22 protein-coding genes are annotated in these 23624 nt (G+C 69.7%); 14 read left to right on the top strand and 8 right to left on the bottom strand.

Annotated features, from left to right (window positions below; genetic code table 11):
- The first annotated feature begins 21 nt into the window (after positions 1-21).
- Positions 22-942: an ABC transporter permease gene (locus CLV49_RS06005; RefSeq protein WP_106562724.1), complete on the top strand. Its 921-nt coding sequence runs from the start codon at positions 22-24 to the stop codon at positions 940-942.
- On the top strand, positions 939-1841 hold the full coding sequence (locus CLV49_RS06000; RefSeq protein WP_106562723.1) for an ABC transporter permease: 903 nt from the start codon (positions 939-941) through the stop codon (positions 1839-1841). The genes CLV49_RS06005 and CLV49_RS06000 overlap by 4 nt, the downstream gene beginning before the upstream one ends.
- A gap of 127 nt (positions 1842-1968) precedes the next feature.
- Here the strand turns inward: CLV49_RS06000 and CLV49_RS05995 are convergent, their stop codons facing one another.
- From CLV49_RS05995 to CLV49_RS05970, 6 genes are all read right to left on the bottom strand, one after another.
- Entirely contained in the window at positions 1969-3273 is a 1305-nt protein-coding gene (locus tag CLV49_RS05995) for a glycoside hydrolase family protein (protein ID WP_106562722.1), read from the bottom strand.
- Between the two features lie 91 nt (positions 3274-3364).
- Positions 3365-4213 (bottom strand): carbohydrate ABC transporter permease, encoded by an 849-nt coding sequence (locus CLV49_RS05990; RefSeq protein ID WP_106562721.1) that lies wholly within the window; start codon positions 4211-4213, stop codon positions 3365-3367.
- Positions 4203-5165 carry a carbohydrate ABC transporter permease gene (locus tag CLV49_RS05985; RefSeq protein ID WP_208019875.1) on the bottom strand — a complete coding sequence of 321 codons (963 nt, stop codon included), beginning with the start codon at positions 5163-5165 and terminating at the stop codon, positions 4203-4205. Before CLV49_RS05985 ends, CLV49_RS05990 begins: the two co-directional genes overlap by 11 nt.
- The gene (locus CLV49_RS05980) at positions 5162-6457 is read right to left on the bottom strand and encodes an ABC transporter substrate-binding protein (protein WP_106562720.1); all 1296 of its coding nucleotides are present in this window, start codon (positions 6455-6457) and stop codon (positions 5162-5164) included. Before CLV49_RS05980 ends, CLV49_RS05985 begins: the two co-directional genes overlap by 4 nt.
- 26 nt (positions 6458-6483) lie before the next feature.
- On the bottom strand, positions 6484-8088 hold the full coding sequence (locus CLV49_RS05975) for an FAD-dependent oxidoreductase (RefSeq protein WP_106562719.1): 1605 nt from the start codon (positions 8086-8088) through the stop codon (positions 6484-6486).
- Positions 8085-9131 (bottom strand): LacI family DNA-binding transcriptional regulator, encoded by a 1047-nt coding sequence (locus CLV49_RS05970; protein WP_106562718.1) that lies wholly within the window; start codon positions 9129-9131, stop codon positions 8085-8087. Before CLV49_RS05970 ends, CLV49_RS05975 begins: the two co-directional genes overlap by 4 nt.
- A gap of 309 nt (positions 9132-9440) precedes the next feature.
- Between CLV49_RS05970 and CLV49_RS05965 the strand changes: the two genes are divergently transcribed.
- Positions 9441-10073 (top strand): DedA family protein, encoded by a 633-nt coding sequence (locus tag CLV49_RS05965; RefSeq protein WP_106562717.1) that lies wholly within the window; start codon positions 9441-9443, stop codon positions 10071-10073.
- Positions 10074-10135: 62 nt separating this feature from the next.
- Positions 10136-10501, top strand: a complete 366-nt coding sequence (locus CLV49_RS05960) for a bleomycin resistance protein (protein ID WP_106562716.1) — start codon at positions 10136-10138, stop codon at positions 10499-10501.
- A 3-nt stretch (positions 10502-10504) separates the two neighbouring features.
- On the opposite strand, the gene CLV49_RS05955 is transcribed toward CLV49_RS05960, so the two are convergent.
- Positions 10505-11254 carry a VIT1/CCC1 transporter family protein gene (locus tag CLV49_RS05955; protein WP_106562715.1) on the bottom strand — a complete coding sequence of 250 codons (750 nt, stop codon included), beginning with the start codon at positions 11252-11254 and terminating at the stop codon, positions 10505-10507.
- 110 nt (positions 11255-11364) lie between these two features.
- Between CLV49_RS05955 and CLV49_RS05950 the strand changes: the two genes are divergently transcribed.
- The 3 genes from CLV49_RS05950 to CLV49_RS05940 all read left to right on the top strand — a co-directional run bounded on the left by CLV49_RS05950 (position 11365) and on the right by CLV49_RS05940 (position 14466).
- Positions 11365-12408: an LLM class flavin-dependent oxidoreductase gene (locus CLV49_RS05950; RefSeq protein WP_106562714.1), complete on the top strand. Its 1044-nt coding sequence runs from the start codon at positions 11365-11367 to the stop codon at positions 12406-12408.
- 373 nt (positions 12409-12781) lie between these two features.
- Positions 12782-13972 carry a GAF domain-containing protein gene (locus tag CLV49_RS05945; protein ID WP_158261910.1) on the top strand — a complete coding sequence of 397 codons (1191 nt, stop codon included), beginning with the start codon at positions 12782-12784 and terminating at the stop codon, positions 13970-13972.
- A 68-nt stretch (positions 13973-14040) separates the two neighbouring features.
- On the top strand, positions 14041-14466 hold the full coding sequence (locus CLV49_RS05940; protein WP_106562712.1) for a DUF6157 family protein: 426 nt from the start codon (positions 14041-14043) through the stop codon (positions 14464-14466).
- 66 nt (positions 14467-14532) lie between these two features.
- Here CLV49_RS05940 and CLV49_RS05935 read toward each other — a convergent pair whose 3' ends face one another.
- Entirely contained in the window at positions 14533-15039 is a 507-nt protein-coding gene (locus CLV49_RS05935; RefSeq protein WP_106562711.1) for a septum formation family protein, read from the bottom strand.
- A 314-nt stretch (positions 15040-15353) separates the two neighbouring features.
- On the opposite strand from CLV49_RS05935, the gene CLV49_RS18285 reads away from it, so the two are divergent.
- The 7 genes from CLV49_RS18285 to CLV49_RS05905 all read left to right on the top strand — a co-directional run bounded on the left by CLV49_RS18285 (position 15354) and on the right by CLV49_RS05905 (position 23435).
- On the top strand, positions 15354-15503 hold the full coding sequence (locus CLV49_RS18285; RefSeq protein WP_158261909.1) for a hypothetical protein: 150 nt from the start codon (positions 15354-15356) through the stop codon (positions 15501-15503).
- Complete coding sequence (locus CLV49_RS05930; protein ID WP_106562710.1) at positions 15500-15589, top strand: potassium-transporting ATPase subunit F; 90 nt, start codon at positions 15500-15502, stop codon at positions 15587-15589. The genes CLV49_RS18285 and CLV49_RS05930 overlap by 4 nt, the downstream gene beginning before the upstream one ends.
- Before the next feature lie 2 nt (positions 15590-15591).
- Complete coding sequence (kdpA, locus tag CLV49_RS05925) at positions 15592-17265, top strand: potassium-transporting ATPase subunit KdpA (protein WP_106562709.1); 1674 nt, start codon at positions 15592-15594, stop codon at positions 17263-17265.
- Positions 17266-17268: 3 nt separating this feature from the next.
- A complete protein-coding gene (kdpB, locus tag CLV49_RS05920) occupies positions 17269-19428 on the top strand; it encodes a potassium-transporting ATPase subunit KdpB (RefSeq protein ID WP_106562708.1) in 2160 nt (719 codons plus the stop codon).
- Positions 19429-19462: 34 nt separating this feature from the next.
- The gene (gene kdpC, locus CLV49_RS05915; protein WP_106562707.1) at positions 19463-20071 is read left to right on the top strand and encodes a potassium-transporting ATPase subunit KdpC; all 609 of its coding nucleotides are present in this window, start codon (positions 19463-19465) and stop codon (positions 20069-20071) included.
- Positions 20072-20074: 3 nt separating this feature from the next.
- Positions 20075-22567 carry a DUF4118 domain-containing protein gene (locus tag CLV49_RS05910; RefSeq protein WP_106562706.1) on the top strand — a complete coding sequence of 831 codons (2493 nt, stop codon included), beginning with the start codon at positions 20075-20077 and terminating at the stop codon, positions 22565-22567.
- Positions 22568-22661: 94 nt separating this feature from the next.
- Positions 22662-23435 carry an SDR family NAD(P)-dependent oxidoreductase gene (locus CLV49_RS05905; RefSeq protein ID WP_208019874.1) on the top strand — a complete coding sequence of 258 codons (774 nt, stop codon included), beginning with the start codon at positions 22662-22664 and terminating at the stop codon, positions 23433-23435.
- The last annotated feature ends 189 nt before the right edge of the window (positions 23436-23624 follow it).

Below are 23624 nucleotides of genomic sequence, written 5' to 3'. Positions count from 1 at the left end.
TCCACCCACGCAGGAGGTCTCGTGCATCCCGTTCTCAGTCGGCTGCTGCAAGCCGTCGTGGTGTTCTTCGGAACGTCGCTCCTCGTCTTCCTCGCGGTGTTCGCGCTGCCGGGCGACCCGCTCGGCACGCTCGCCGGCGACGCCCAGCTCACGGACACCGTCGTCCGCAACCTGGAGGCCCGCTACCACCTCGACCAGCCCGTCATCGTCCAGTACGGGCACTACGTATGGGGGCTGCTCCACGGCGACTTCGGCACCACGGTCACGGGGGAGGACGTCGGGACGATCCTCGCGAACGCGTGGCCGATCACGGTGCAGCTCGCGCTGACGGCGTGGGTCATCGAACTCGCGGTGGGCGTGACCCTCGGCATCGTGGCCACGATCCGACCCGGCGGGATCGTCGATCGCATCGCGACCTCGGCGACCATCCTGACCCTCGCCGTCCCGACCTTCGTCCTCGCGTTCTTCGCGCAGCAGGTGATCGGTCTGCAACTCGGATGGTTCCCCGTCGCGGGGTCCGCCGCGGGGTGGCCGGTGTCCTTCATCCTGCCGGCGGCGTGCGTCGCGGCGCTCGGTGTCGGGCCGATCGCGCGGCTCACGCGGACGAGCATCCTGCAGACGGTCTCCGCCGACTTCGTGCGCACGGCCCGTTCGCGAGGGCTCTCGCCGCTGCGCGTCGGAACCCGCTACGTCCTCCGGAACGCGCTCGTACCGGTTGTGACGTACCTCGGCCTCGATCTCGGCTCCCTTCTCGGAGGCGCCGTGCTCGTCGAGGGCATCTTCAATCTCCCCGGGATCGGCCGGGCCCTCTTCACGGCGGTGAACACGCAGCAGGGCTCCGTCGTGGTCGGCATCGTCACGGCCGGCGTCCTCGTCGTGCTCGTGGCGAACGTGCTCGTCGACCTGCTGCACCGCGTCCTCGACCCAAGGATCAGCCAATGACCGACATCGCCATCCTCGCCGACGAGACCCTGGACGTCCGTCCTCGCGGCAACCGCGTCTGGCGGCGCTTGCGACGGAACCCCGAGTTCTGGATCGGTGGGGTGCTCGTCGCGTTCTTCGTCCTCATCACGGTGTGGCCGGCCTCCGTCGCGGGGTTGTTCGGCAACGGCGACCCGCGCGCGTGCGACCTCGCGAATTCGCGCGGCGCTCCGGACGCTGCGAGCGGGCACCCGTTCGGCTTCACCATCCAGGGGTGCGATCTCTACGCGAGCGTGGTCTACGGCGCGGCGAATTCGATCATCGTGGGCATCGTCGTGACGCTCGGGACGGCGCTCATCGCAATCGTCCTCGGTCTTCTCGCGGGCTACTTCGGCGGCTGGGTCGACACCGTGCTGTCGCGGATCTCGGAGATCGTCGTCTCGGTGCCGCTGCTCCTCGGCGCGGTCCTCGTCCTCAACTCGATCGAGAGCCGGAACGTCTGGTTCGTCTCGGCCGTGCTCATCGCGTTCTCCTGGCCGTCCGCGATGAGGGTGATGCGGACGTCCACGATCTCGGTGCGCTCGCGGAGCTTCGTGACGGCGGCGCGCGCGCTCGGCCTGCCGACGTGGCGGATCCTCCTCTCCCACGTCGTGCCCAACACGATCGGTCCCGTGATCGTGCTCGGCACGCTCCAGGTGGGGGCGGTCATCGCGAGCGAGGCGACGCTGACGTATCTCGGCATCGGGCTGCAGGCTCCCGCCCTCTCGTGGGGGCTCCAGCTCTCGCAGGCCGAGCCGTACTTCTCGAGCGCTCCCCACCTGCTCTACGTTCCCGCGGCCGCCCTCACTCTCGCAGTGGCCGGGTTCGTGCTCCTCGGCGAGTCGGTCCGTCAGGCCGGCTTCCACTCGCTCAACGCCTGACCCGCCTCCCCTCCTCACCCGCTCCCGCCCCTCCGCTCCCACCACATCCTGCGTTTGAGCGCGTTTACACCGATACACCGGTGTAAACGCGCTCAAACGCAGGACCTGGGGAAGGGGGTGAGGCGCGTCAGCAGGTGATCGCGGCGTACGGCGCGGTCACCGTGGCCGTCTTCGCGACGCCGTCGATGCGCACGAAGAGCGACGCGGTGACCGAACCGGCCGCGACCGATGCCGCCCCGGCGGACAGCGTCGGCGACACCGTGGCCCCGTTCGCGACGCCCGTGAACTTCCGGTCGGCGAAAGGCGTCGTGAGACGGATGTCGACGGCGCGACCCGACTCGTTGTGAGCGCTCGCGACGACTCGCGCCACGCCGTTCGCACAACTCGAGGTGGCGGTCACATCCACGTCGAAGGGCTGGTCGCTCGGGTAGGCGTCCGAGACCGCATGCGAGATGGTGGCGTCCAGGCGGTCGCCGCGCTCGTAGAAGAGGTACGTCTTCCCCTCGGCGGAGACGATCTCCGGTGACGCCACACGCAACGCGCCGCCGTTCGGAGCAGCGGTCGGAAGGGAATAGAGGAGAGCAGCCGGGCCGGTGGTCGTGAGCGTGGCGTCGATCGTGCGCGCGAGGATCTTCTTCGTGGTCGCGTGGTAGATCACGTAGAGCTGTCCCTCCCACTCCCAGAGGTTCGCAGACGAGACGTTGGCGCCCTCAGCCGAACCGCCCGTCACGATGGGCGTCGGGCGGACGACCCAGTCGAGCCCGTCGACGGACTCGGCCACGCGGATGCGGCGGCTGTTGTTCACGTTGTCCATGTAGAACATCGCGTACTCGTAGGCCGACGCCGGGTCGGGGTGGGGGAACACCCGGGCGTAGGAGGTCTCGGTCACCCCGGTGCCGCCCATGGCGTTGCTGACGGCGATCTTCTCGTAGTCGAAGGTGATGCCGTCGTCGGAGGAGGCGATGCGGGTGACGTCGTTTCCGCCGTGGAAGTAGAGGAAGAGCTTGTCGGCTTGGGTGTTCCAGATGACGTCGGGGCTGGAGACGTGGTACGTGGAGTAGTGGGGTTGCCAGACGTTGGCGACGACCGGGTTGGCGGTGTATTCGGTCCAGGGTCCGTCGAGGTCGTCGGCGTACATGAGGGAGATGCCGCCGGGGTTCTCGTGGGGTGCGTAGTAGAGGTACCACTCGCCGAGGGGGTTCGCGAAGTACTCGGACGCGTGCAGGACGCTCGGGAAGATCTGCTCGCCCGTGGGGTTGTAGGTGAGCTGAGAATCGACGGTGATCTCACCCGCCTCGGTGAACACGGGAAGCGGAGCCAGGGCCTCGGCGGTGGGCACGGCCGGAGCCGCGACCACCGCCCCGAGAGCCAGGGCCGCGGCGGCGGCCGTCGCGACGAGGTGTCGCAGACGGGGACGGGGATGACGTGACATGTTCCCTCCAGGAGGGGTCGTGCCGACAGCATCGTCGCCGTCGACGGTGGGGAGATGAGTGGTGCGGGGAGGCCGGTCGGGAAGGTCCCGGTCAGCCCTTCAGCCCGGTTTGGGCGAGGCCCTCGACGAACTGACGTTGAGCGAGGATGAAGACGATGAGCACGGGCACGGCCGTCATGGTGGCGGCGGCGAGCTGCACGTTCCACATCTGTCCGCCGTACGCGTCGGTGTACCGGGTGAGAGCCTGCGGCAGCGTGAAGAGCTCGGGGCTCTGCAGGTAGACGGTGGGCTCCAGGTAGAGGTTCCACGTGTGCAGGAAGGTGAAGATCGCGACGGCGCCGAGCGAGGCCTTCGCAAGCGGCATGGCGATCCGCCACCAGATCGCGGCCCGTCCGAGGCCGTCGATACGGGCGGCCTCCTCCAGCTCCACCGGCAGCGTCACGAAGTACTGCCGCATGATGAACGTCGCGAGCACACTCGGTGCTCCGAACGTGGTCACGAGCAGGATCGGCCAGTGCGTGTTAACGAGCCCGAGCTGGTTGAACATCTGGAACAGCGGAACGATCGTCACCTCGGACGGCACCAGCAGCCCGACGAGGACGACCATGAACAGCGCGTTGACCCCCGGGAACCGGATGCGGGCGAAGGCGTAACCGGCCATGGCCGAGAACAGCATCGTCGCGAGCGTCACGACCACGGCGATGTACATACTGTTCCAGTACTGCAGGAGGAACGGCTGCTCGGTGAACGCGTCGATGTAGGGCTGAACCGTGGGGTTCTGCGGCCACAGCGTGGGCGGGAACGAGAAGATCTCGCCGATGGGCTTGAAGGACGAGGTGATCATCCACCACGTCGGGAACACGAAGGGGATCGCGAGCAGCGACATCCCCACGTAGAAGAGGACGCGAACGGCGGGGCGACGGCGACGCTCAGTTCTCATAGAAGACCCACCTCCGGCGGAGCTGCCACTGCACGACGGTGAGGAGCAGGACGATGACGAACAGGACGAGGGCGAGCGTCGATCCGTAGCCGAACCGGTGGAACTCGAACGCCTGCTGGAAGAGGTAATACACGAGCACCGTCGTGGAGATGCCCGGGCCGCCCTGCGTGAGCACGGCGATCTGCGCGAAGACCTGCAGAGACCCGACGATCGTGATGATCGTCGTGAGCAGGATGGTCGGCGAGATGAGGGGGAGGGTGATCCGGGTGAAGATGCGTCCGGCACCTGCGCCGTCGATCGACGCGGCCTCCGTGACCTCCTTCGGAACGCCTTGGAGGGCGGAGAGGAACAGGATCATGTTGAGTCCGACGTTCTTGAAGATCTGCACGACGATGACGCTCGCCATGGCCGTCGGCCCCTCGCGGAGCCAGTTCGGACCGTCGACGCCGATGAGCTGGAGCAACCCGTTGATCCCGCCGTCGTCCTGGAGGAGGAAGCCCCATACGATCGTCCACGCGACGAGCGAGACGACGACGGGGGAGAAGAAGAGCGTCCGGAAGAAGGTGATCCCGCGGACCTTCCGGTTGAGCAGGACCGCGAGCAGGAGGGCGATCGCGAGGTTGCCGATGACGAGTCCGACGGAGAACACCGCCGTCGCGCCCATGACGGGCGCCACCTTCGGGTCGGAGAACAGTCGCTCGACGTTCTCCGTGCCGACGAACGTGAAGGTGTTCGCGAGCACGTTCCACTCGTGGAAGTTGTAGTAGACGACGAGCGCGAGCGGCACGAGGACGAAGGCGACGATCCCGAGCACCTGCGGTGCGACGAAGAGGTAGCCGACGAGGGTGTCGCCGCCGGCGAGCGTCCGCCGGCGGCGCCGGGTGGCGCGAGCGGCGCCGCGGGCTGCGGCTCCGCTCAGCGCCACCGGCGCGCGATCGATGGTTCCGCTCACTGTTCGAGGAGGGGGTCGATCGCCTCGCACACGGCGGACAGGGTGCCGGGGATGTCGGCGTCGGCGACCCAGAGGGCGTCGAGGGCCGAGCGCACCGCCTGCTGGATCTCAGCCGATCCGGTGTGCGACGGGCGCACCTCACCGGACTCCACAGCCGGGACGACGATCTCCGACAGCTGCTCCTCTGTGAGGACGGGGTTCGCGGCGACGAGGGTCTCGGCGTTCAGCTGCGACTCCCGGGCCGGGGGGAAGTACTGCGCGAGCTTCTCGGAGTTCTCCGGGTTCGTGAAGAACGCGATGAACTCGGCGGCCTCCTCCGGGTTCTCGCCCTGGGCGAGGGCCCCGACACCGGCCTGGCCGATGATCGAGTACTCGCCGGCCGGTCCCTCGGGGAGCGGTGCGAGCTCCCATGCCTGGATGCCCGATTCCTCGAGGAGGGACGCGCGCGAGATCTGGGTCACGGTGAAGGCGGCGTCTCCGGCGAAGAAGTCAGCCGTGCTTCCCGGGCCGGGCATCGACGTCGCGTCGAATGCCGCGTCGTGGAGGAACGTGAACGCGTCCACCATCTCGTCGGAGTCCATGGTGCAGTCCGCTCCGTCCTCCGACCAGGGTTCTGCACCCCAGCCGCCCCACACCGTGGAGAGGTAGTCCCACTGGGTGTACTCGAAGTCGCGGACGACGAAGCCGGCCTTTCCGGTGGCGGCGTTCACCTGCGAGCCGATCTCCGAGATCGTCTCCCAGTTCCAGTCGCCGTCGGCCTGCAGCTCGGCCGCGGTGGGCGCTCCCGCCTCGGCGAGGAGGTCGTCGTTCGCGAAGACCACGAAGGGCGACGTGGAGAACGGATACGCGGCGAGGGCGCCGTCGGCGTCGCGCCACAGCTCGGTCGCGCTCGCCGACAGATCGTCGAGGTCGTAGCCGTCGGTCGCCGAGAGGACGTCGTCGAGCGGCACGAGCGCGCCGGAGGAGACGAAGTCGGGAGCCGCGTTCTCGAGCACCCACGCCATGTCCGGCGGGTTGCCGCCGGCGAGCTGCGTGGTGAGCGTGGTGGTGTAGCTCTCGAAGTCGAGCGGGTCGAACGTGATGTCCGAGACCTCGGGGTGATCGGCCATGTACTCCTCGGCGATCGAGTCGAACAGGGCGAGCTGGTCCTCGTTCGAGGTCCACACGGTCATGCGCAGCGACACGGGGTCGTCGGCGCTCGCTCCGCCTCCGGTGCTCCCGGCGCAGCCGCTCAGGGCGAGGGCGGCGACGGCGATGGCCGCTGTCGCGCTCAGCTTCTTTGCTGATGTCATGGTCAGGTTCTCCTTCGGGAGGGTCGTCAGTAGCCGGCGACGTCGGGCCAGTGGAGCTCGACGCCGTTCCGGGACAGGAGGGATTGGAACTCCGCGAGCAGACGGGCGTCGGCGCGGACGTGGTGCGGTGTGGTCGAGCGGTCGATGCAGAACGCGGCGAGGGAGCCGGCCGCCTCCCCGATGTTCCATTCGACGGGGTGCAGTCGGAACGCGCCGTTCGTGATGTGCGTCGTTCCGATGTTCTTGCCGGCGGGGAGCAGGTTCTCCACTCCCACGGGGATCAGGGCGCCGAGGGGGATCTCGAACGGGGCCGAGGCGATGTCGAGGTAGTTGTCGCCGCCCGTCGTGGGGTGAAGATCGATGCGGTACATGCCTACGCCGACGGTGTCGTCGAAGGTCGCTGGGCGACCGTGCCCGCGGATGGCGATCGACAGGTCCTGCTCCACCACGGTGTACTCCGCGCGGATGCGTCGGGATTCGCGGATGTAGGGAGCCTGCGCGAAGCCGTCCTCGGTGCCCGCGACGTCGCCGCGGAGGCGGAGTCCCGGCCAGCCGCGGCCGCCGTCGGGGCGCGGGGCCTCCGTCTGCAGCCAGTAGAGCATCGCGAGGGACTGGCGCTTCGCGGCCGCGAGGTGCTCCTCGCGGTCGCCCGCCGTGAGCGTGCCGCCGAGGTAGTCGATCATCGGCCAGTTGACGAGCACGATGTCGCTCTCGAACGCGCCGGACTCGAAGAGTCCCTTCGCGAGGATGCGGCGGAACGTCCACAGCTCGCGGTCGCCACCCGCCGCGCGCTGATCGGCGACGAGCGCGAGGGGGTCGGTGTCGATCGTCGGCGTGAAGGTGCGCGTGAACGTCTCGAGGGTGCGCGGGTCCGGGCCGGTGAGGGAGATCATCGGGGCGCCCCAGAAGTCGGGCTCCTGGGCGAGCCACTCGTCGTAGTCCGCCGGTCGGTCGATCGTGTGGTCGGCCCCGTCGACGTGGTCGATGATGAAGCACCAGCTGAAGGCCTGCTGATTCTCGGGCTGCGCCTGCTCTGGCGCACTCGGCTCGCCCGTCTCCGAACGCGACTCGAAGCCTGTCACGAACGGCACGTCCGCGAGGGGGAGGAGCTCGCCCGTCTCGGTGGCGTCGAGCACGTAATCACCGGTGAGCAGTGTGCGGTCACCGTCGCGCGTGCTCTCGACCTCGACGGTCGCGACACGACCGCCGTCACGCGTTGCGGCGACGGGGCGGACGTTGCGGATGACCCGGATTCGTCCGGCGGAGATGTGGGGGGCCAGGAGGCCGTCGAGCACATGGACGGAGGCGCGCGGCTCCGCGCACAGGCGGCTCACGAGACCGGCGCCCGGGTTGAGGGCCACCTCGGACCGCGCGGCCGCGGTGAGCGGGTACCAGCGGCGGTAGTGCTCGCGGATGCCGTCGCGCAGGGCCCGGTAGCTGGCGGTGGCGCCGAACTGCTCGATCCAGGTGTGCTCGTCCGGCGGCACGCCCTGGCTCGTGAGCTGGCCGCCGAGCCAGTCGTACTCCTCGGTGATGGTGACGGTGCGACCGGCGCGGGCGGCGGCGAGGGCTGCGGCGACACCGCCGAGACCCCCTCCGATCACGAGGACGTCGGCGTGGAGCGGGGTCATGCGTGTTCCTTTCGGGCGGGAGCGGCGAGAGTCGCGCCGTCCGCGATGGGGCAGTCGAGCAGGGAGCGGAGTCCCTCGGTGGGCGGGTCGTCGGAGAGGATGCGCGCGAGGAGCAGCACGGCGTGCTCGCCCAGCTCCGTGCGCGGCGGGTCGAGTCGCGTGAAGTCGACGTCCTCGGGTGCGAGCCGAGGCGACGCGCCGAGGACGATGATGCTGAGGTCCGTCGGCACGTCGACGCCTTCGCGCCGGGCGCGCTCGTGGATGGCGGTGGCGACCTCGGGCGACTCCACGATGAGGAGGGTCGCGCGAGACTCGACCACGGCGGCCCAGTCGGCGTCGATGTCGGACCCGTCGGTCGGCTGGGTGCGCAGGGTCGCGTTCGAGCCGATGATGCCCTGCAGCACTCCGTCGCGCCGGTCGACGACGGACTCGCCGGTGCTGTCGACGTGCAGGTACAGCATGCGTTCGTGGCCGAGCTCGACGGCGCGACGGACGAGGTCGGCTGCGGCGGTGGCGTAGTCGATTCCGACGTAGGGGATGCCCGGCGTCTCGCGTCGTCCGACGGCGACCACACGGAACCCGCCCTCCACGAGCCGGGCGAGCTCTGCCGCGTCCATCTCGACTCCGAGGAGGAGGACGCCGTCGGCGAGTCGGAGCCGGTTCTTCTCGTGGAAGAGGCGGCGTCGACCGTTCTCCACGGGGGCGCTCGTGAAGAGGAGCAGGTCGCTTCCGAGCGTCTCCGCCCCGGCCTCGATGCCGTTGAGGAGCGGCGTGTAGAAGTCGACGCTGCGCGTGGGGAAGGCCGGCTCGTAGGTGAAGACGCCGAGGATGCGGTTGTCCATGCCGGCGAGGCGGCGAGCGGAGGGGTCGGCGACGTAGCCGGTCTCCTCGATCACGCGCAGAACCCGCTCCCGCGTCTCGTCGGGAATGCGCACGCTCGCGTCGGCGCGGCCGTTGAGGACGAGGGAGACCGTGGCCTGGCTCACGCCGGCGAGTTCGGCGATTCGGCGCTGGGTGATGCGTCCGGTATCGGTGCGGGTCATGGCCTCTCCTTCGAGACATCGAACCCGGGGGTGATGATGATAATGCGTATTATCAGCGGGTCGATCCGATGGTAATGCGCATTATCACTCTCGCGCAAGTCTTTTTTCCCTCGCCCTCGCACTCTCGCTCCCGATCCCCGTGTTCCCCCGGTCCCCCGCCCTCCCCTCCCCCCGCCAGATACCGCGTTTGAGCGTGTTTGCACCGCTATATCGGCGTAAACGCGCTCAAACGCGGCATCTGGCGGGGGTGGAGAGTGCGGGTGGGGGCGCGTTCGCTCTCCGTTCACCGGGGAGGGGGACGATGGGCGCATGGACTGGCTCGAGTCGGTGTCGGCCGCGATCGAGGCGATCGTGGTGCAGAGCGTCGCGCTGCCGTACGTGCTCCTGCTCGTGGCCGCGTGCTGCCTCGCGGACGCCGTCTTCCCCGTCGTGCCGAGCGAGTCGGTACTGATCGCGGTGGCGACCGTGTCGACCGCCACCGTGGGGCCATCCCTGTGGTCGCTCGTCCTCGTGGCGGCTGTCGGAGCGTGGATCGGCGACCACCTCGTCTTCCACCTCGGACGCGCCGTGGGCCCCGAGCGATGGGGGTGGATGCGGAGACCGCGGACGGCGCGGGCCATCGCCTGGGCCCGGTCGGCGCTCGAGCGTCGCGGAGCCCTCTACATCGTGACGGGACGCTTCATCCCGGGCGGACGCGTGGCCGTGAACTTCGTGGCCGGATCGACGCGCTACCCGCGGGGGCGTTTCGCGGCGACAGCGGCGCTGGCCGCGGTCATCTGGGCGAGCTACTCGGTGGCGGTCGGTCTCGTCTTCGGCTCGATCTTCGAGGGCCAGCCGGTGCTCGCGATGGTGACGGGCATCGTCGTCGCGTGCGCGGCGGGCCTCCTCCTCGACGCCGTGTTCGGTCGCGCGCGACGGCGGGCGGACGCAGCCGCGGACTGAGCGCGATCCGCTTCCCGTCCCGCTCGCTTCCGGCAGGGACAGGCCCTCGCTAGGCTCGGCGCATGAGCGACCGCGCGGTGCCGAACCTGCCCTCTCGTGATCTCGATGCAACCGTCGCGTTCTACCGAGGGTTCGGGTTCGAGCCGACGCACCGCGACGACGACTGGCTGATCCTGCGCCGCGGCGATCTCGAGCTCGAGTTCTTCCCGTTCCCCGACCTCGTGCCGGAGGAGAGCTCGTTCATGTGCAGCATCCGGGTCGACGACCTCGACGAGCTGTATGCGCGGATCCGGGACGCGGGCGTCGAGGAGACGACGGAGGGACACCCGCGGCTCCACCCGGTGCGGACGCAGCCGTGGGGTGGGCGTGCCGGGTTCCTGGTCGACCCCGACGGAACGCAGCTCCACCTGATCGAGAACGGCGAGTAGGGCTCACACCACCCCGGAGACTCCGAGGAGGACGCCGACGCAGTAGGTCGCGGCGAGCGCGAGCGCGCCCCCGATGACCACGCGGAGGATCGCCCGGCGGCGTGAGCTGCCGCCGATGGTGGCAGACACCCCGCCGGTGATCGCGAGTGCCACGAGCACGGAGACGAACGTGACCGGCACGCGCAGCGGCTCCGGCGGAATCAGGATCGCGAGCATCGGGAGGATCGCGCCGATCGTGAACGCGGCCGCGGAGGCCGCCGCCGCGTGCCACGGGCTCACCACGTCGGTCTCGTCGATGTGCAGTTCCGCAGACAGGTGGGCCGCGAGTGCGTCGTGCGCTGTCAGCTCCACGGCCACGGCGCGAGCGGTCGCCTCGCTGAGACCCTGTGCGCGATAGAGCCCCGTGAGCTCGTCGAGCTCCTCCTCGGGCGTTTCCTGCAGTTCCCGGCGCTCCTTCGCGATGAGGGCGCGCTCGCTGTCGCTCTGGCTGCTCACCGACACGTACTCGCCGAGCGCCATCGAGATCGCGCCTCCCACCAGACCCGCGATGCCGGCCGTGAGGATCGGTCCCGTCGCGGTGGTCACGCCGGCCACGCCCACGACGATCGCGGCTACCGAGACGATGCCGTCGTTCGCCCCGAGAACGCCGGCCCGCAGCCAGTTGAGCCTCTGCGCGACACCGCCCGTGTGGGGTTCGCCGCTGTGTCCGCCGTCGGGGGAGATCGGCCCGGTCGCGCTCTGTCCTGAGGTCATGGGGTCACTCAAACACGTCGGGCCCCCGTCCTCCAGGGCCGAAAGGACTATGACTCCTCGACGACCTGAGGCCTGCAGCGCCGCCCGATCCGACGACATAGGGTCGAACCATGACACCGGCACGCGACGCGCTCACGCGCCTCGGCTTCCTCACGATGGGCTTCTTCGATCCGGCGGAGCCGCGCGCCGGCCACGAGTCCACCCTGCGGCTCATCGAGTTCGGTGAGCAGCTCGGATTCGACAGCGCGTGGCTGCGGCACCGGCACGTGCAGTTCGGGATCTCGTCGCCTGTCGCCGTGATGGCGGCCGCGTCGCAGCGCACGGACCGTATCGAGCTGGGAACGGCGGTGACGCCGCTCGGGGTGGAGAACCCGTTCCGTCTGGCCGAGGACCTCGCGACGGTCGACGTGCTCTCGGGAGGCCGCATCACACCCGGGTTCAGTACGGGCGCCCCCATGAACTTCGACCGCTACCGCGACGCGATCTACCCGGACACGGCTGAGCAGGAGAACCTGGGCTACGACCGGCTGCTGCGGCTGCGATCGTTCCTGCGCGGTGACCCGATCGGCGCGGCGGCGGAGGCTCCTCGGCGCGACGGGATCGAGGAGTTCTCGACACGCGTCGAGCCGCACTCCGCGGGTCTCGCCGACCGCATCTGGTACGGCGCGGCGAGCATGCGTTCCGCGCGGTGGGCGGGGGAGAACGGCTTCCGCCTGCTCACGAGCAGTGTGATCGCCGGCGAGAACGGGACGAACGACTTCGCGTCGAACCAGGCGGAGCAGGTCAGGGCGTTCCGCGAGGTGCATCCCGACGGCGAGAGCGCTCGCGTCTCGCAGGGCCTCGTGGTGATCCCCACCGACAACGCGACACCGAGTCAGCGCGCGCGGTACCGCGACTACGTCGACTCCCGGTCCGGCCGTGTCGGCGTGCCGCACGGCCCGCGGAAGCTGCTCTTCGCGGCCGATCTCCTGGGCACGGCGGCGGAGATCGCCGAGCGTCTCCACGACGACGCCGGATTCCGCGAAGTGGACGAGGTGGCGTTCGCGCTGCCCTTCACGCTCGAACCCGACGACTACACGCAGATCCTCGGCGACATCGCGGGCGCTCTCGGCCCGGCCCTCGGGTGGGCGCCCGGAGCACACGCCTCTGCCTAGGTCCCGTGGTGAGGAGGGGCGAGATCCGTGGCGCCATTGCCGCGCGATCTGCTCACCTCGCGTCATGCCGGCCAGCGGCCGCCATTCGGGTGTGACGCGAATCGTCCCGCGCATGCTTTCGGGTCGCATGAACGAGACATCGAGGTTCGGCGCCCCTCCCCGAACGGTTTGGTGGGCACCCCGCTCGACGTGTCGAGCGGCGTCAAGCCCGTGTGTGCGCAGCCCGCGAGCGATACCGTGATGAGGTCGGGTGATGTCGCCCGGCCGGGCGGGTCTGGGCTCCCGTCGTTGGAAGCGCCTGCACGACCGTCCGAAGGCGCCGAACGACCTCCGTCGTCCCCGTGGCGATCCCCTCCCTGACCCCGAGGACACCGTGACCCGACCCCTTCCCCGTCCGATCGTGCGCGTGCTTCTGCGGTATTGGCTCGCCAACAGCCCGTCATCGTGGCGCCGACGGGTCACCGCGGACGACCAGCCGATCGTGCACGCCGCCGGCACCGATCCCGATCGCGTCTTCATCGTGGGAGACGGCGTCGCGAGCGGTCGCGGGGTGGTGACGCACGAGCTGGGGCTCCCCGGCTACCTCGCGCGCAGCCTCACGGCGATCACCGGCAACGCCACAGACGTGGAATTCGCCGTGCACCCGGACATGACGGTGGAGTCCTCCATCGAGGCGATCGCATCGTTCGATCTCCGTCGGTTCGACGCCGTGCTCATCTCCGTCGGGCACAACGAGGCGCTCGCCCTGATGAGTGTCGCCCGCTGGCGGGTCGAACTCGCGGGTCTGCTCGAGGAGGTGCAGCGGCGGACGCCGGCTCAGACCCAGATCTTCGTGCTCGACGTTCCCACCTTCGGTGGGAGGACAGCCCTCCCGCCGCATCTCGCACGCGTCGTCGACCGCCATGCGGGGCTGCTCAACGAGGCGACCGCCGGGCTGACGCTCGCCCCCAACATGACCGTCATCCCGCTGTCGCACGACAACGAGTTCGAACCCGAGACCCGCCACCTCTACCAGCAGTGGGCCGACGACATGGCGTTCGACATCACGAAGCGGCTCGACCCCGACAGGGTGCCCATCGAGGTGTCCGATGGTCGGGACGAGGAGGCGAGGCGGCGGGCCGTGGCCGAGCTGGAGCTCGCGGGCAGGGCGAGGGACGCCGTCCTCGACAGCATCGTCGAGACGGCACGTCAGATCTTCGGCGCGCCGATCGCGGCCATCACCCTCATCCGCGAGGACACGCAGACCACGCGGGCAGCGTCGGGGGCCGTCATCGACGACCGTCCGCGCGAGGGGAGCTTCTGCGACGTGACCGTTCGCCGCTCCTCCCACCACATCGTGGAGGACACGGTGGCCGACTCGCGATTCGCTCACTACGCCGCCGGGATCGATGCTCCACCGGTGCGCTTCTACGCCGGCTGCCCGATCATCTCGCCGGACGGACACCGAGTGGGCGCCCTCTGCGTGATGGACGATCGTCCTCGAGCATTCAGCCGACAGGACATCCGCCAGCTCCGTGCGCTCGCGGAGCTGGCGGAACGCCACCTCTGGTCGCTTCCGGAATAGGTCGGTCGGCGCAGGACCCCTGCGATCGAGGGCTGGCGCCGCGCATCACGGAGGGGCAGGATTCCGTCATGCACACCACGAACTACTACGACACGTTCATTGCGGTGGCGGAGGACACGTCGGCCCACGGCCCGGCCGAGCCACCCGTGCGCGCGACTCCGAGCATCGCGGAGGCGACGTACCGGATGATCGCGGAGGCGCCGTACGCGCACACGTCGGATGACGTCATCTTCGCGGTCTGGGCCGACCGGAAGGGCGTTCCCGACGGCGAACGGGACGCCGTCCGTGCACAGTTCTTCTCGAAGGGGCAGCCGTGCCTGAGGTCGAGCGACCTCGGCAAGCGGTACGGCTGGGGTGTCCACGCCGACGCGGACGGTCGAGTCGCCCTCGTGCCGCTCGGATCGCCGGAGTACGACGCGCTCGCAGCGGGCGAGGCGCCGGACGGTCGCACCGTTACCGTCACCCGCGCGATGCGCAGCCGACGATCCGGCTGATCCGCCGAGCTCGCCGTTCACTGAAAGGTCGGGGCGGCGCGGTCTCCGCCGCTCTGCTCGGCCGCTCTACTCGGCCGCGCCTTCGAGGCTGCCGGTGGTCTGCTCCATGCCGCCGATCAGGCAGTTGATGGTGCGGTCGCCCATGTCCCAGCCCTCCGAGACGGGCGTGTAGTAGTTGAACTCGTGGACCGAGTCCTCGTACGCCACGCCCACGAACGTCTCGAACGCCGCCATGCACTCCTCTTCGGCGATGTCCTGGATGCCGGAGTCGCCGGGGTACTCGTCCTCGGTCACGGTGACGTTCTTGTAGACCTCCCACGTGTGCGGGTCGCTGCACGGAACGGTGGGAACCTCGCTGACCTCGCCCTCCGTCGTCGCCTCGTCGTCGATGCAGTCGCCCTCCGCCAACGTGAACACGTCGGTGTCGCCGCCCTCCACGATCGCGCCGGACTCGTCGCGCGTCTCGCCGCCGAGGAGGCTGCTGATCGCGCTGCATCCGGAGAGGAGCACGACGACGGAGGTGGCGGCTGCGGCGCCGAGGGCGAGTCGGCGGATGACGGAACGTCGAGACATGGTGGGGCGTCGCTTTCCGCGGACCGCTGTCGGACCGCTGGATCGGGGGGGGGAGGGGCGGTGCGCCGGGCGGACCGGGACGAGGCTATCGGACCGGCCGACGGCGCCGCCTACCCGCTTTCGGGCGTCACCGACCCTCCGTCGGGTCCGCTCCGCACGTCCTGACGTACCGCCGACCCGGAGGTCGCCCTCCCGACGGTTCCGTCGGCGCGATCCGCGTCGCTGTATCGATGCCGTAAGGGTCTGTCGTGAGGCCGTGTGGATTCCGTTAGGACGGCCTTCCGGCCGCGTCGCGGGGTGTCTACTCGGTTGCTGTGCCCCCGTCGGGGCGACCGGATCCCACCAGGGATCGCGCCATCAGTTCTCCAGAAGGAGCAACCGTGCTCGACATCGTGTACGTGCTCGGCATCATCGCCGTGTTCGTTCTCGTCGGCCTCGTCGGCAGGGGGGTCGAGAAGCTGTGATCGTCTTCTCCCTCCTGGCCGCCGGCCTCGGAATCGCCGCCATCGTGTACCTCGTGTACGCCCTCGTGAAGCCGGAGCGATTCTGACGATGGACGTCCTCTTCACGGTGCTGCAGTTCGGCACCCTCGCGCTGATCCTCGCGCTCCTCTACCGGCCGCTCGGCGAGTACATGGCACGCATCTACACATCGCGGAAAGACCTGCGCATCGAGCGCGGCTTCTACCGCGTCATCGGCGTCGACTCGTCGGCCGAGCAGACCTGGCAGGCCTATCTCCGCAGCGTGCTGTGGTTCTCGGCCGTCGGCCTCCTGCTGCTGTACCTGCTGCAGCGCCTCCAGGTGATCCTCCCGTACTCCCTCGGGCTGCCCGCCGTGCCGGAAGGACTGTCCTTCAACACCGCGGTGTCGTTCGTCACGAACACCAACTGGCAGTCGTACTCGCCTGAGCTCACGATGGGTTACACCGTCCAGGCCGTCGGCCTCGCCGTCCAGAACTTCGTGTCGGCGGCCGTGGGGCTCGCCGTAGCCGTCGCCCTCATCCGCGGCTTCGCGCGCAGCCGGACGGGAACGCTCGGCAACTTCTGGGTCGACCTCACCCGCGGCACCTGGCGGCTTCTCCTTCCCGTCGCCGTCGTGAGCGCGATCGTGCTCCTGGCGGGAGGCGTGATCCAGAACCTCAACGGGTTCACGGAGATCGCGACCCTCTCGGGCGGAACCCAGAACCTGCCGGGCGGCCTCGTGGCCTCGCAGGAGGCGATCAAGAACCTCGGAACGAACGGCGGCGGCTTCTTCAACGCCAACGCGGCTCACCCGTTCGAGAACCCCACAGCCTGGACGAGCCTCTTCCAGATCGTCCTCATGCTCATGATCCCGTTCTCGCTGCCGCGCACCTTCGGCCGCATGGTCGGCGACAAGCGTCAGGGGTACGCACTCGTCGCCGTCATGTCGTTCTTCTACATCGCGTCGTTGACCATCCTGACCCTGCTCGAACGCGCCGGAGCCGGAACCGCGCCCCAGCTCGCGGGTGGGGCGATGGAGGGCAAGGAGCAGCGCTTCGGGATCTTCGGATCGACCCTCTTCGGCACGTCGAGCACCCTCACGTCGACGGGTGCCGTCAACTCGATGCACGACTCCTACACGGCCGTCGGCGGAATGATGCCGATGCTCAACATGATGCTCGGCGAGATCGCGCCGGGAGGCGTCGGAGCGGGCATCTACGGCATCCTGATCCTCGCGATCATCGCCGTCTTCGTGGCCGGTCTGCTCGTGGGTCGCACCCCCGAGTACCTCGGCAAGAAGATCGGCCCGACCCAGATCAAACTCGCGAGCCTCTACATCCTCGTGATGCCGACCCTCGTCCTCGCCGGCACGGCGTTGAGCTTCGCGATCCCGGCCATCCGGTCGGACGTCGAATCGACGTCGATCTGGAACCCGGGCAACCACGGGCTCTCAGAGGTGCTGTACGCCTTCACCTCGGCGGCCAACAACAACGGTTCGGCCTTCGCGGGGCTCACGGCGAACACTCCGTGGCTCAACACGGCGCTCGGCGTCGTGATGCTCCTCGGACGGTTCCTCCCGATCGTCTTCGTCCTCGCCCTCGCCGGATCCTTCGCCGCTCAGGACAAGGTCCCCGCCACCGCCGGCACCCTGCCGACCCACCGGCCGCTCTTCGTCGGCCTCCTCATCGGTGTGACGGTCATCGTGACCGCTCTCACCTTCTTCCCGGTGCTCACACTGGGTCCCCTCGCAGAAGGGCTGCTCTAGACCATGTCCACAACCACCGCACAGACGACTCCTCGGGAGACGTCGGAAACGACGCCGACCGGCGGACCGAAGAGCGCGTTCAACGCCGCTGCCCTCGTCGAGGCCGTCCCCGGCGCCATCCGGAAGCTCGACCCCCGATCGATGTGGCGGAACCCCGTCATGTTCATCGTGGAGGTCGGGGCCGTCCTCACCACCGTCATCGCGATCGCCGAGCCTTTCGTCGGCGGCCCCGAGACCTCCGGAGGGTCGGCGATCCCGCTCACCTTCACGTGGGGCATCGCGGTCTGGCTCTGGCTGACCGTGATCTTCGCCAACCTCGCCGAATCCGTGGCGGAGGGGCGCGGCAAAGCGCAGGCCGACAGCCTCCGCCAGACCCGAACGAGTACGACGGCGCACCGGGTGACCGACTACGACGCCGCGGCGGATCCATCGGCGGAGCGGGCGCACGTCGCCGATCTCTCGTCGGCGGACCTCGCTCTCGGTGACGTCGTCGTCGTCGCGGCGGGCGAACTGGTGCCCGGTGACGGCGACATCGTCTGGGGCATCGCCTCGATCGACGAGTCGGCCATCACGGGCGAATCGGCCCCGGTCGTGCGAGAGTCCGGCGGCGACCGCAGTGCCGTGACGGGCGGAACCCGGGTGCTCTCCGACCGCATCGTCGTGCGCATCACCTCGAAGCCCGGCGAGACGTTCGTCGACCGGATGATCAGCCTCGTCGAGGGTGCCGCGCGGCAGAAGACGCCCAACGAGATCGCGCTCAACGTGCTCCTCGCGAGCCTGTCGATCATCTTCGTGGTGGTCACGCTGACGATCAACCCGATCGCCTCGTACGTGGGCGCCGAGGCGAGCGTCCCCGTGCTCATCGCCCTCCTCGTGTGCCTCATCCCGACCACGATCGGTGCCCTCCTCTCCGCGATCGGCATCGCGGGCATGGATCGGCTCGTGCAGCGGAACGTCCTCGCCATGTCGGGGCGCGCCGTCGAGGCGGCGGGAGACGTCACGACGCTCCTGCTCGACAAGACGGGCACGATCACGTACGGCAACCGCCAGGCGGCCGAGTTCGTGCCGCTCGGGGGAGTGGACGCGACGGAGCTCATCCGGGCCGCGGCCCTCTCCTCCCTCGCCGACCCGACGCCCGAGGGCAAATCGATCGTCGACCTCGCGGTGGCCCGCGGCGTGGACGTCGGCCCGTCGGCCCCCGGCGAGATCGTCCCCTTCACCGCGCAGACGCGCATGTCGGGTCTCGACGAGCCCGACGGCACGCAGATCCGGAAGGGTGCGTCCTCGGCCGTCATCGCCTGGATCGAGCGCAGCGGGCGAACGGCGAGCTCGGTGATCGCCGATCTCGACGAGAGCGTCGAACGCATCTCGCAGAGCGGTGGCACGCCGCTCGTGGTCGCGGTCACCGCGCCGGACGGCACCGGACGCATCCTCGGTGTCGTGCACCTCAAGGACGTCGTGAAGGACGGGCTCAAGGAGCGCTTCGCCGAACTGCGCTCGATGGGCATCCGCACGGTCATGATCACGGGCGACAACCCGCTCACGGCCAAGGCCATCGCGGCCGAGGCCGGGGTCGACGACTTCCTGGCCGAGGCGACGCCCGAGGACAAGATGGAGCTCATCAAGAAGGAGCAGGCGGGCGGCAACCTCGTCGCGATGACGGGAGACGGCACGAACGACGCGCCTGCCCTCGCGCAGGCGGACGTGGGCGTCGCGATGAACACGGGTACGTCGGCCGCGAAGGAGGCCGGCAACATGGTCGACCTCGACTCCGACCCGACGAAGCTCATCGACATCGTCGCGATCGGGAAGCAGCTGCTCATCACGCGCGGCGCGCTCACGACGTTCTCGATCGCGAACGACATCGCCAAGTACTTCGCGATCATCCCGGCGATGTTCATCGGGATCTTCCCGGGGCTCGGAGTGCTCAACATCATGGGCCTGCACTCGCCGGCCTCGGCCGTGCTGTCGGCGATCATCTTCAACGCGATCGTCATCGTGGTGCTCATCCCGCTGGCTCTCCGCGGCGTGAGGTACCGCCCGTTGAGCGCCTCGCGCGTCCTCGGACGGAACCTGCTCGTCTACGGACTCGGCGGTGTCATCGCGCCGTTCGTCGGCATCAAGCTCATCGACCTCGTCGTCACCCTCATCCCCGGATTCTGATCCGGTCAGCAGCTCGAGAAAGAAGAAACTCGTCATGAGTGCACCACGCAGCACCCTCCGGACGGCGGGAGTCGCCGTACGGGCGATGCTCGTCCTCACTGTCCTCCTGGGCGTCGGCTATCCGCTCGTCGTCCTCGGAGTCGGCCAGCTCGCCTTCCCGGCGCAGGCGAACGGATCCACGGTGTCGGCGGACGGTGAGACGGTGGGGTCGTCCCTCATCGGTCAGTCGTTCACCGACGCCGACGGCAACCCGCTGCCCCAGTGGTTCCAGTCCCGCCCGTCGGCCGCCGGCGACGGGTACGACGCCGGTGCGTCGAGCGGATCGAACCTCGGACCGGAGAACGACGACCTCATCGCGGCGATCGAGGAACGTCGCGCGCAGGTGGCCGCGTTCAACGGAGTCGACCCCGACGAGGTGCCGGTCGACGCCGTCACGGCCTCGGCATCCGGCCTCGACCCGCACATCAGCCCCGCGTATGCGCTGCTCCAGGTGGAGCGCGTCGCGGACGAACGCGGCCTCCCCGTCGAGGACGTGCGCGCCCTCGTGGAGAGGTCCATCCAGGGTCCCGACGCCGGGTACCTCGGCGAGAGCCGCGTGAACGTGCTCGAGCTCAACATCGCGCTGCAGGAACTGGACGGCTAGCCGATGAAGCGAGGGCGGCTCCGGGTGCTGCTGGGCGCCGCCCCAGGCGTCGGCAAGACCTACACGATGCTCGAGGAGGGCAAGCGCCTCCTGGGTGAGGGCGTCGACGTGGTGGTCGCCGTCGTCGAGACGCACGGTCGGGTCGCGACGACGGCCATGACCGAGGGGCTCGAGATCGTCCCGCGTTCCGTCGTGGAGCACCGCGGGATCGAGCTGACCGAGATGGACCTCGACGGGGTCCTCTCCCGGCATCCCGATCTCGCTCTCGTCGACGAGCTCGCCCACACCAACGCGCCAGGGTCGGCGCACGAGAAGCGGTGGCAGGACGTCGAGCGACTGCTCGAGGCCGGCATCGACGTGATCTCCACCGTCAACATCCAGCACATCGAGTCGCTCAACGACGTCGTGCAGCAGATCACGGGAGTCCCGCAGCGGGAGACGATCCCCGACCACGTGCTGCGCGCCGCCGACCAGATCGAAGTGGTCGACCTCGCGCCGGAGGCCCTGCGCGATCGCTTGGCCGGAGGCCGCGTCTACCCCGCCGAACGCATCGACGCCGCCCTGTCCAACTACTTCCGGCTCGGCAACCTCACGGCCCTCCGCGAGCTGGCCCTCCTCTGGCTCGCCGACGAGGTGGACAGTGCGCTGAAGGACTATCGAGCCGAACACGGCATCGACAGCAAATGGGAGGCGCGCGAGCGCGTCGTCGTCACGCTCACCGGCGGGGTCGAGGGGGAGACGCTGCTCCGCCGCGGAGCCCGGATCGCCGCCCGCTCCGCCGGAGGGGAGCTCCTCGCCGTGCACATCACGAGCCAGGACGGTCTCCGGACCGCGGATCCGGACGCCCTGGCCCATCAGCGGGCACTCGTGGAGAAGCTCGGCGGCACGTATCACCAGGTCGTCGGCGACGACGTCCCCCGGGCTCTCGTCGACTTCGCTCGGAGCGTCAACGCGACGCAGCTCGTCATCGGTGTGAGCCGCCGCAGTCGACTCGCGGCCGCGCTCACCGGGCCCGGGATCGGAGCGACCGTCACCCGAGAGGCCGGAGCGATCGACGTCCACATCGTCAATCACGAAGCCGCCGGCGGCCGGTTCTCCCTTCCCCGTCTGGGAGGGGCCCTCACCCTGCGTCGCCGGATCGCCGGGCTGCTGCTCGCGCTGCTGGCCGGACCCCTGTTGACCTGGGTGCTCGTCGGGTTCCGCAGCCCCGACTCGATCACGAGCGACGTGCTCAGCTATCAGCTCCTCGTGATCGTCGTCGCCCTCGTCGGCGGTATCTGGCCGGCTCTCTTCGCCGCGCTGCTGTCCGGTCTCACCCTCGACTTCTTCTTCGTCGAGCCGTTCTACACCGTCACGGTCGACGAGCCCCTGCACCTGTTCGCCCTCGTGCTCTACGTGCTGAACGCCGTGCTCGTGAGCGTCGTGGTGGATCAGGCCGCGCGCCGCAGTCGGGTGGCGCATCGTGCCGCCGCGGAATCGGAGCTCCTCGCGACGGTGTCCGGCAGCGTGCTCCGCGGGGAGGGCGCGCTCCAGGCGCTCGTGAGCCGCACGCGGGAGGCGTTCAACCTCACCGGTGTCCGGCTCGTCGCGGACGGACAGGTCCTCGGTCGGGACGGCGAGCCGCGGCCCGACGACGCGTTCGCGTCGATCCCCGTCGGAACACGGGCGACGCTCGAACTGCACGGGGCCGATCTCGAGGCGTCCGAGCGGCGCCTCCTCACGGTCATCGCGTCGCAGATCGAGGTGGTCCTCGAACACGTCGACCTCTCGCGGACGGCGAGGAAGGTGGGCCCGCTCACGGAGAACGACCGGGTGCGGACCGCGCTCCTCTCGGCGCTCGGTCACGACCTCCGTCGCCCGCTCACGGCCGCGACGGCCGCCGTCAGCGGGCTGCGTTCCACCGAGGTGGAGTGGAGCGACGGGGACCGGGAAGAGCTCCTCGCGACCGCCCAGGAGAGTCTCACGACGCTGTCGTCGCTCGTCACGGACCTGCTCGACGTGAGCCGGCTCGAGGCCGGCGTCCTCGCCGTCGCCGTCCGCCGCGTCGACGCCGAGGACGTCATCCTGCCGGCCTTCGACGAGCTCGGGATCGGTCCGGCCGACGTCGAGCTCGTCCTGGACCCCGACCTCCCGCCGCTCCTCGCGGACCCCGGGCTCCTCGCTCGCGTCGTCGTGAACGTCCTCGACAACGCGAGGCGCTTCGCCCCTCCCGGCACCCGTGTGCGGATCTCGACGAGCAGCTTCGCCGACCGCGCGGAGATCCGGATCTCCGATCATGGGCCCGGAGTCGCGCCCGAGAGGCGGACGGACATCTTCGTGCCGTTCCAGCGTCTGGGCGACACCGACAACCTCACGGGCCTCGGGCTCGGTCTCGCCCTCTCGAAGGGATTCATGGAGGGCATGGGCGGCCGGCTCGACACGGAGGACACCCCGGGCGGCGGGCTCACCATGGTGATCGGCGTCCCGTTGGACGGCGGGCCGCGCCTGAACCGCTGAGCCACCCGATGCGCGAATACACCGCCCAGGTCGACCGGAGGATCCGAGCCTCGGCGCCGACCGCTTCCGTCCCAGGGCCTGGGAGGATGAGGGCATGTCGGAGAACAGGCGACGCGTGCTCGTGACCGGGGCCTCCCGCGGGATCGGACGGGCGGCGGCCGTCGCGTTCGCCGCGACGGGTGCGCGCGTGGCCGTGCACCACGGCCACAGCCGGAAGGACGCGGACGAGACGCTCTCCCTGCTCGCCGGCTCGGGCCACGTCGTCGTGGCGGGCGATCTGGCCGACCCGGAGCAGGCGCGACGGATCGCGGACGACGCGGTCCGCGGGCTCGGCGGCCTCGACGTCCTCGTCAACAATGCGGCGGTCGGCCCCTCGGCGACGAACGGCCATCCGATCGACGCGTCGTCCTACGAGTCGTGGCAGGGGGCGTGGCGCAGCATGGTCGACGTCGACCTGGTCGGCACGGCGAACCTCACGTGGTGCGTCGCCCGACACCTCATCGAGCAGGGGAGCGGCGGCTCGATCGTCAACGTCGGATCGCGCGGCGTGTTCGTCGGGGAGCCGGACTACCCCGCCTACGCGGCGAGCAAGGCAGGTCTGCACGCGCTCGGCCAGTCGATCGCGCTCTCGCTCGCCCCGCACGGCATCGCCGTGAGCACGGTCGCGCCGGGCTTCGTCTCCACAGAGCGCCAGCAGGCGAAGCTCGCGGGGGAGGTCGGTGACGCGATCCGTTCGCAGAGCCCCTTCGGCCGCGTCGGCACCCCGGAGGAGGTGGCCGCCGCGATCCTCTACCTCGCGTCACCGGACGCCGTGTGGGCGTCCGGCACGATCCTCGACCTCAACGGAGCCTCGAACCTCCGCAGCTGACCGGCGCTTCGGCGAGCCTCGGCGACCGCCTCTCGCACGGCCTCAGCCGGATTGGACGGGCGACGTGCGTTCTTCTCTTCGGCCCGAGCCCGGATGTCGGCGACCGACACGTCCGCTGCAAGATCGATGACCTCGGTGCCGAGGTCATGCAACCCGTCGGTGCTGGTCCGGTAGTCGCGCAGTCTGCTC

It is taken from the genome of Labedella gwakjiensis, assembly GCF_003014675.1.
GTDB classification, from domain to species: domain Bacteria; phylum Actinomycetota; class Actinomycetes; order Actinomycetales; family Microbacteriaceae; genus Labedella; species Labedella gwakjiensis.
Note: the sequence above shows the minus strand (reverse complement) of the source record. Positions and strands in the feature narration are given on the sequence as shown.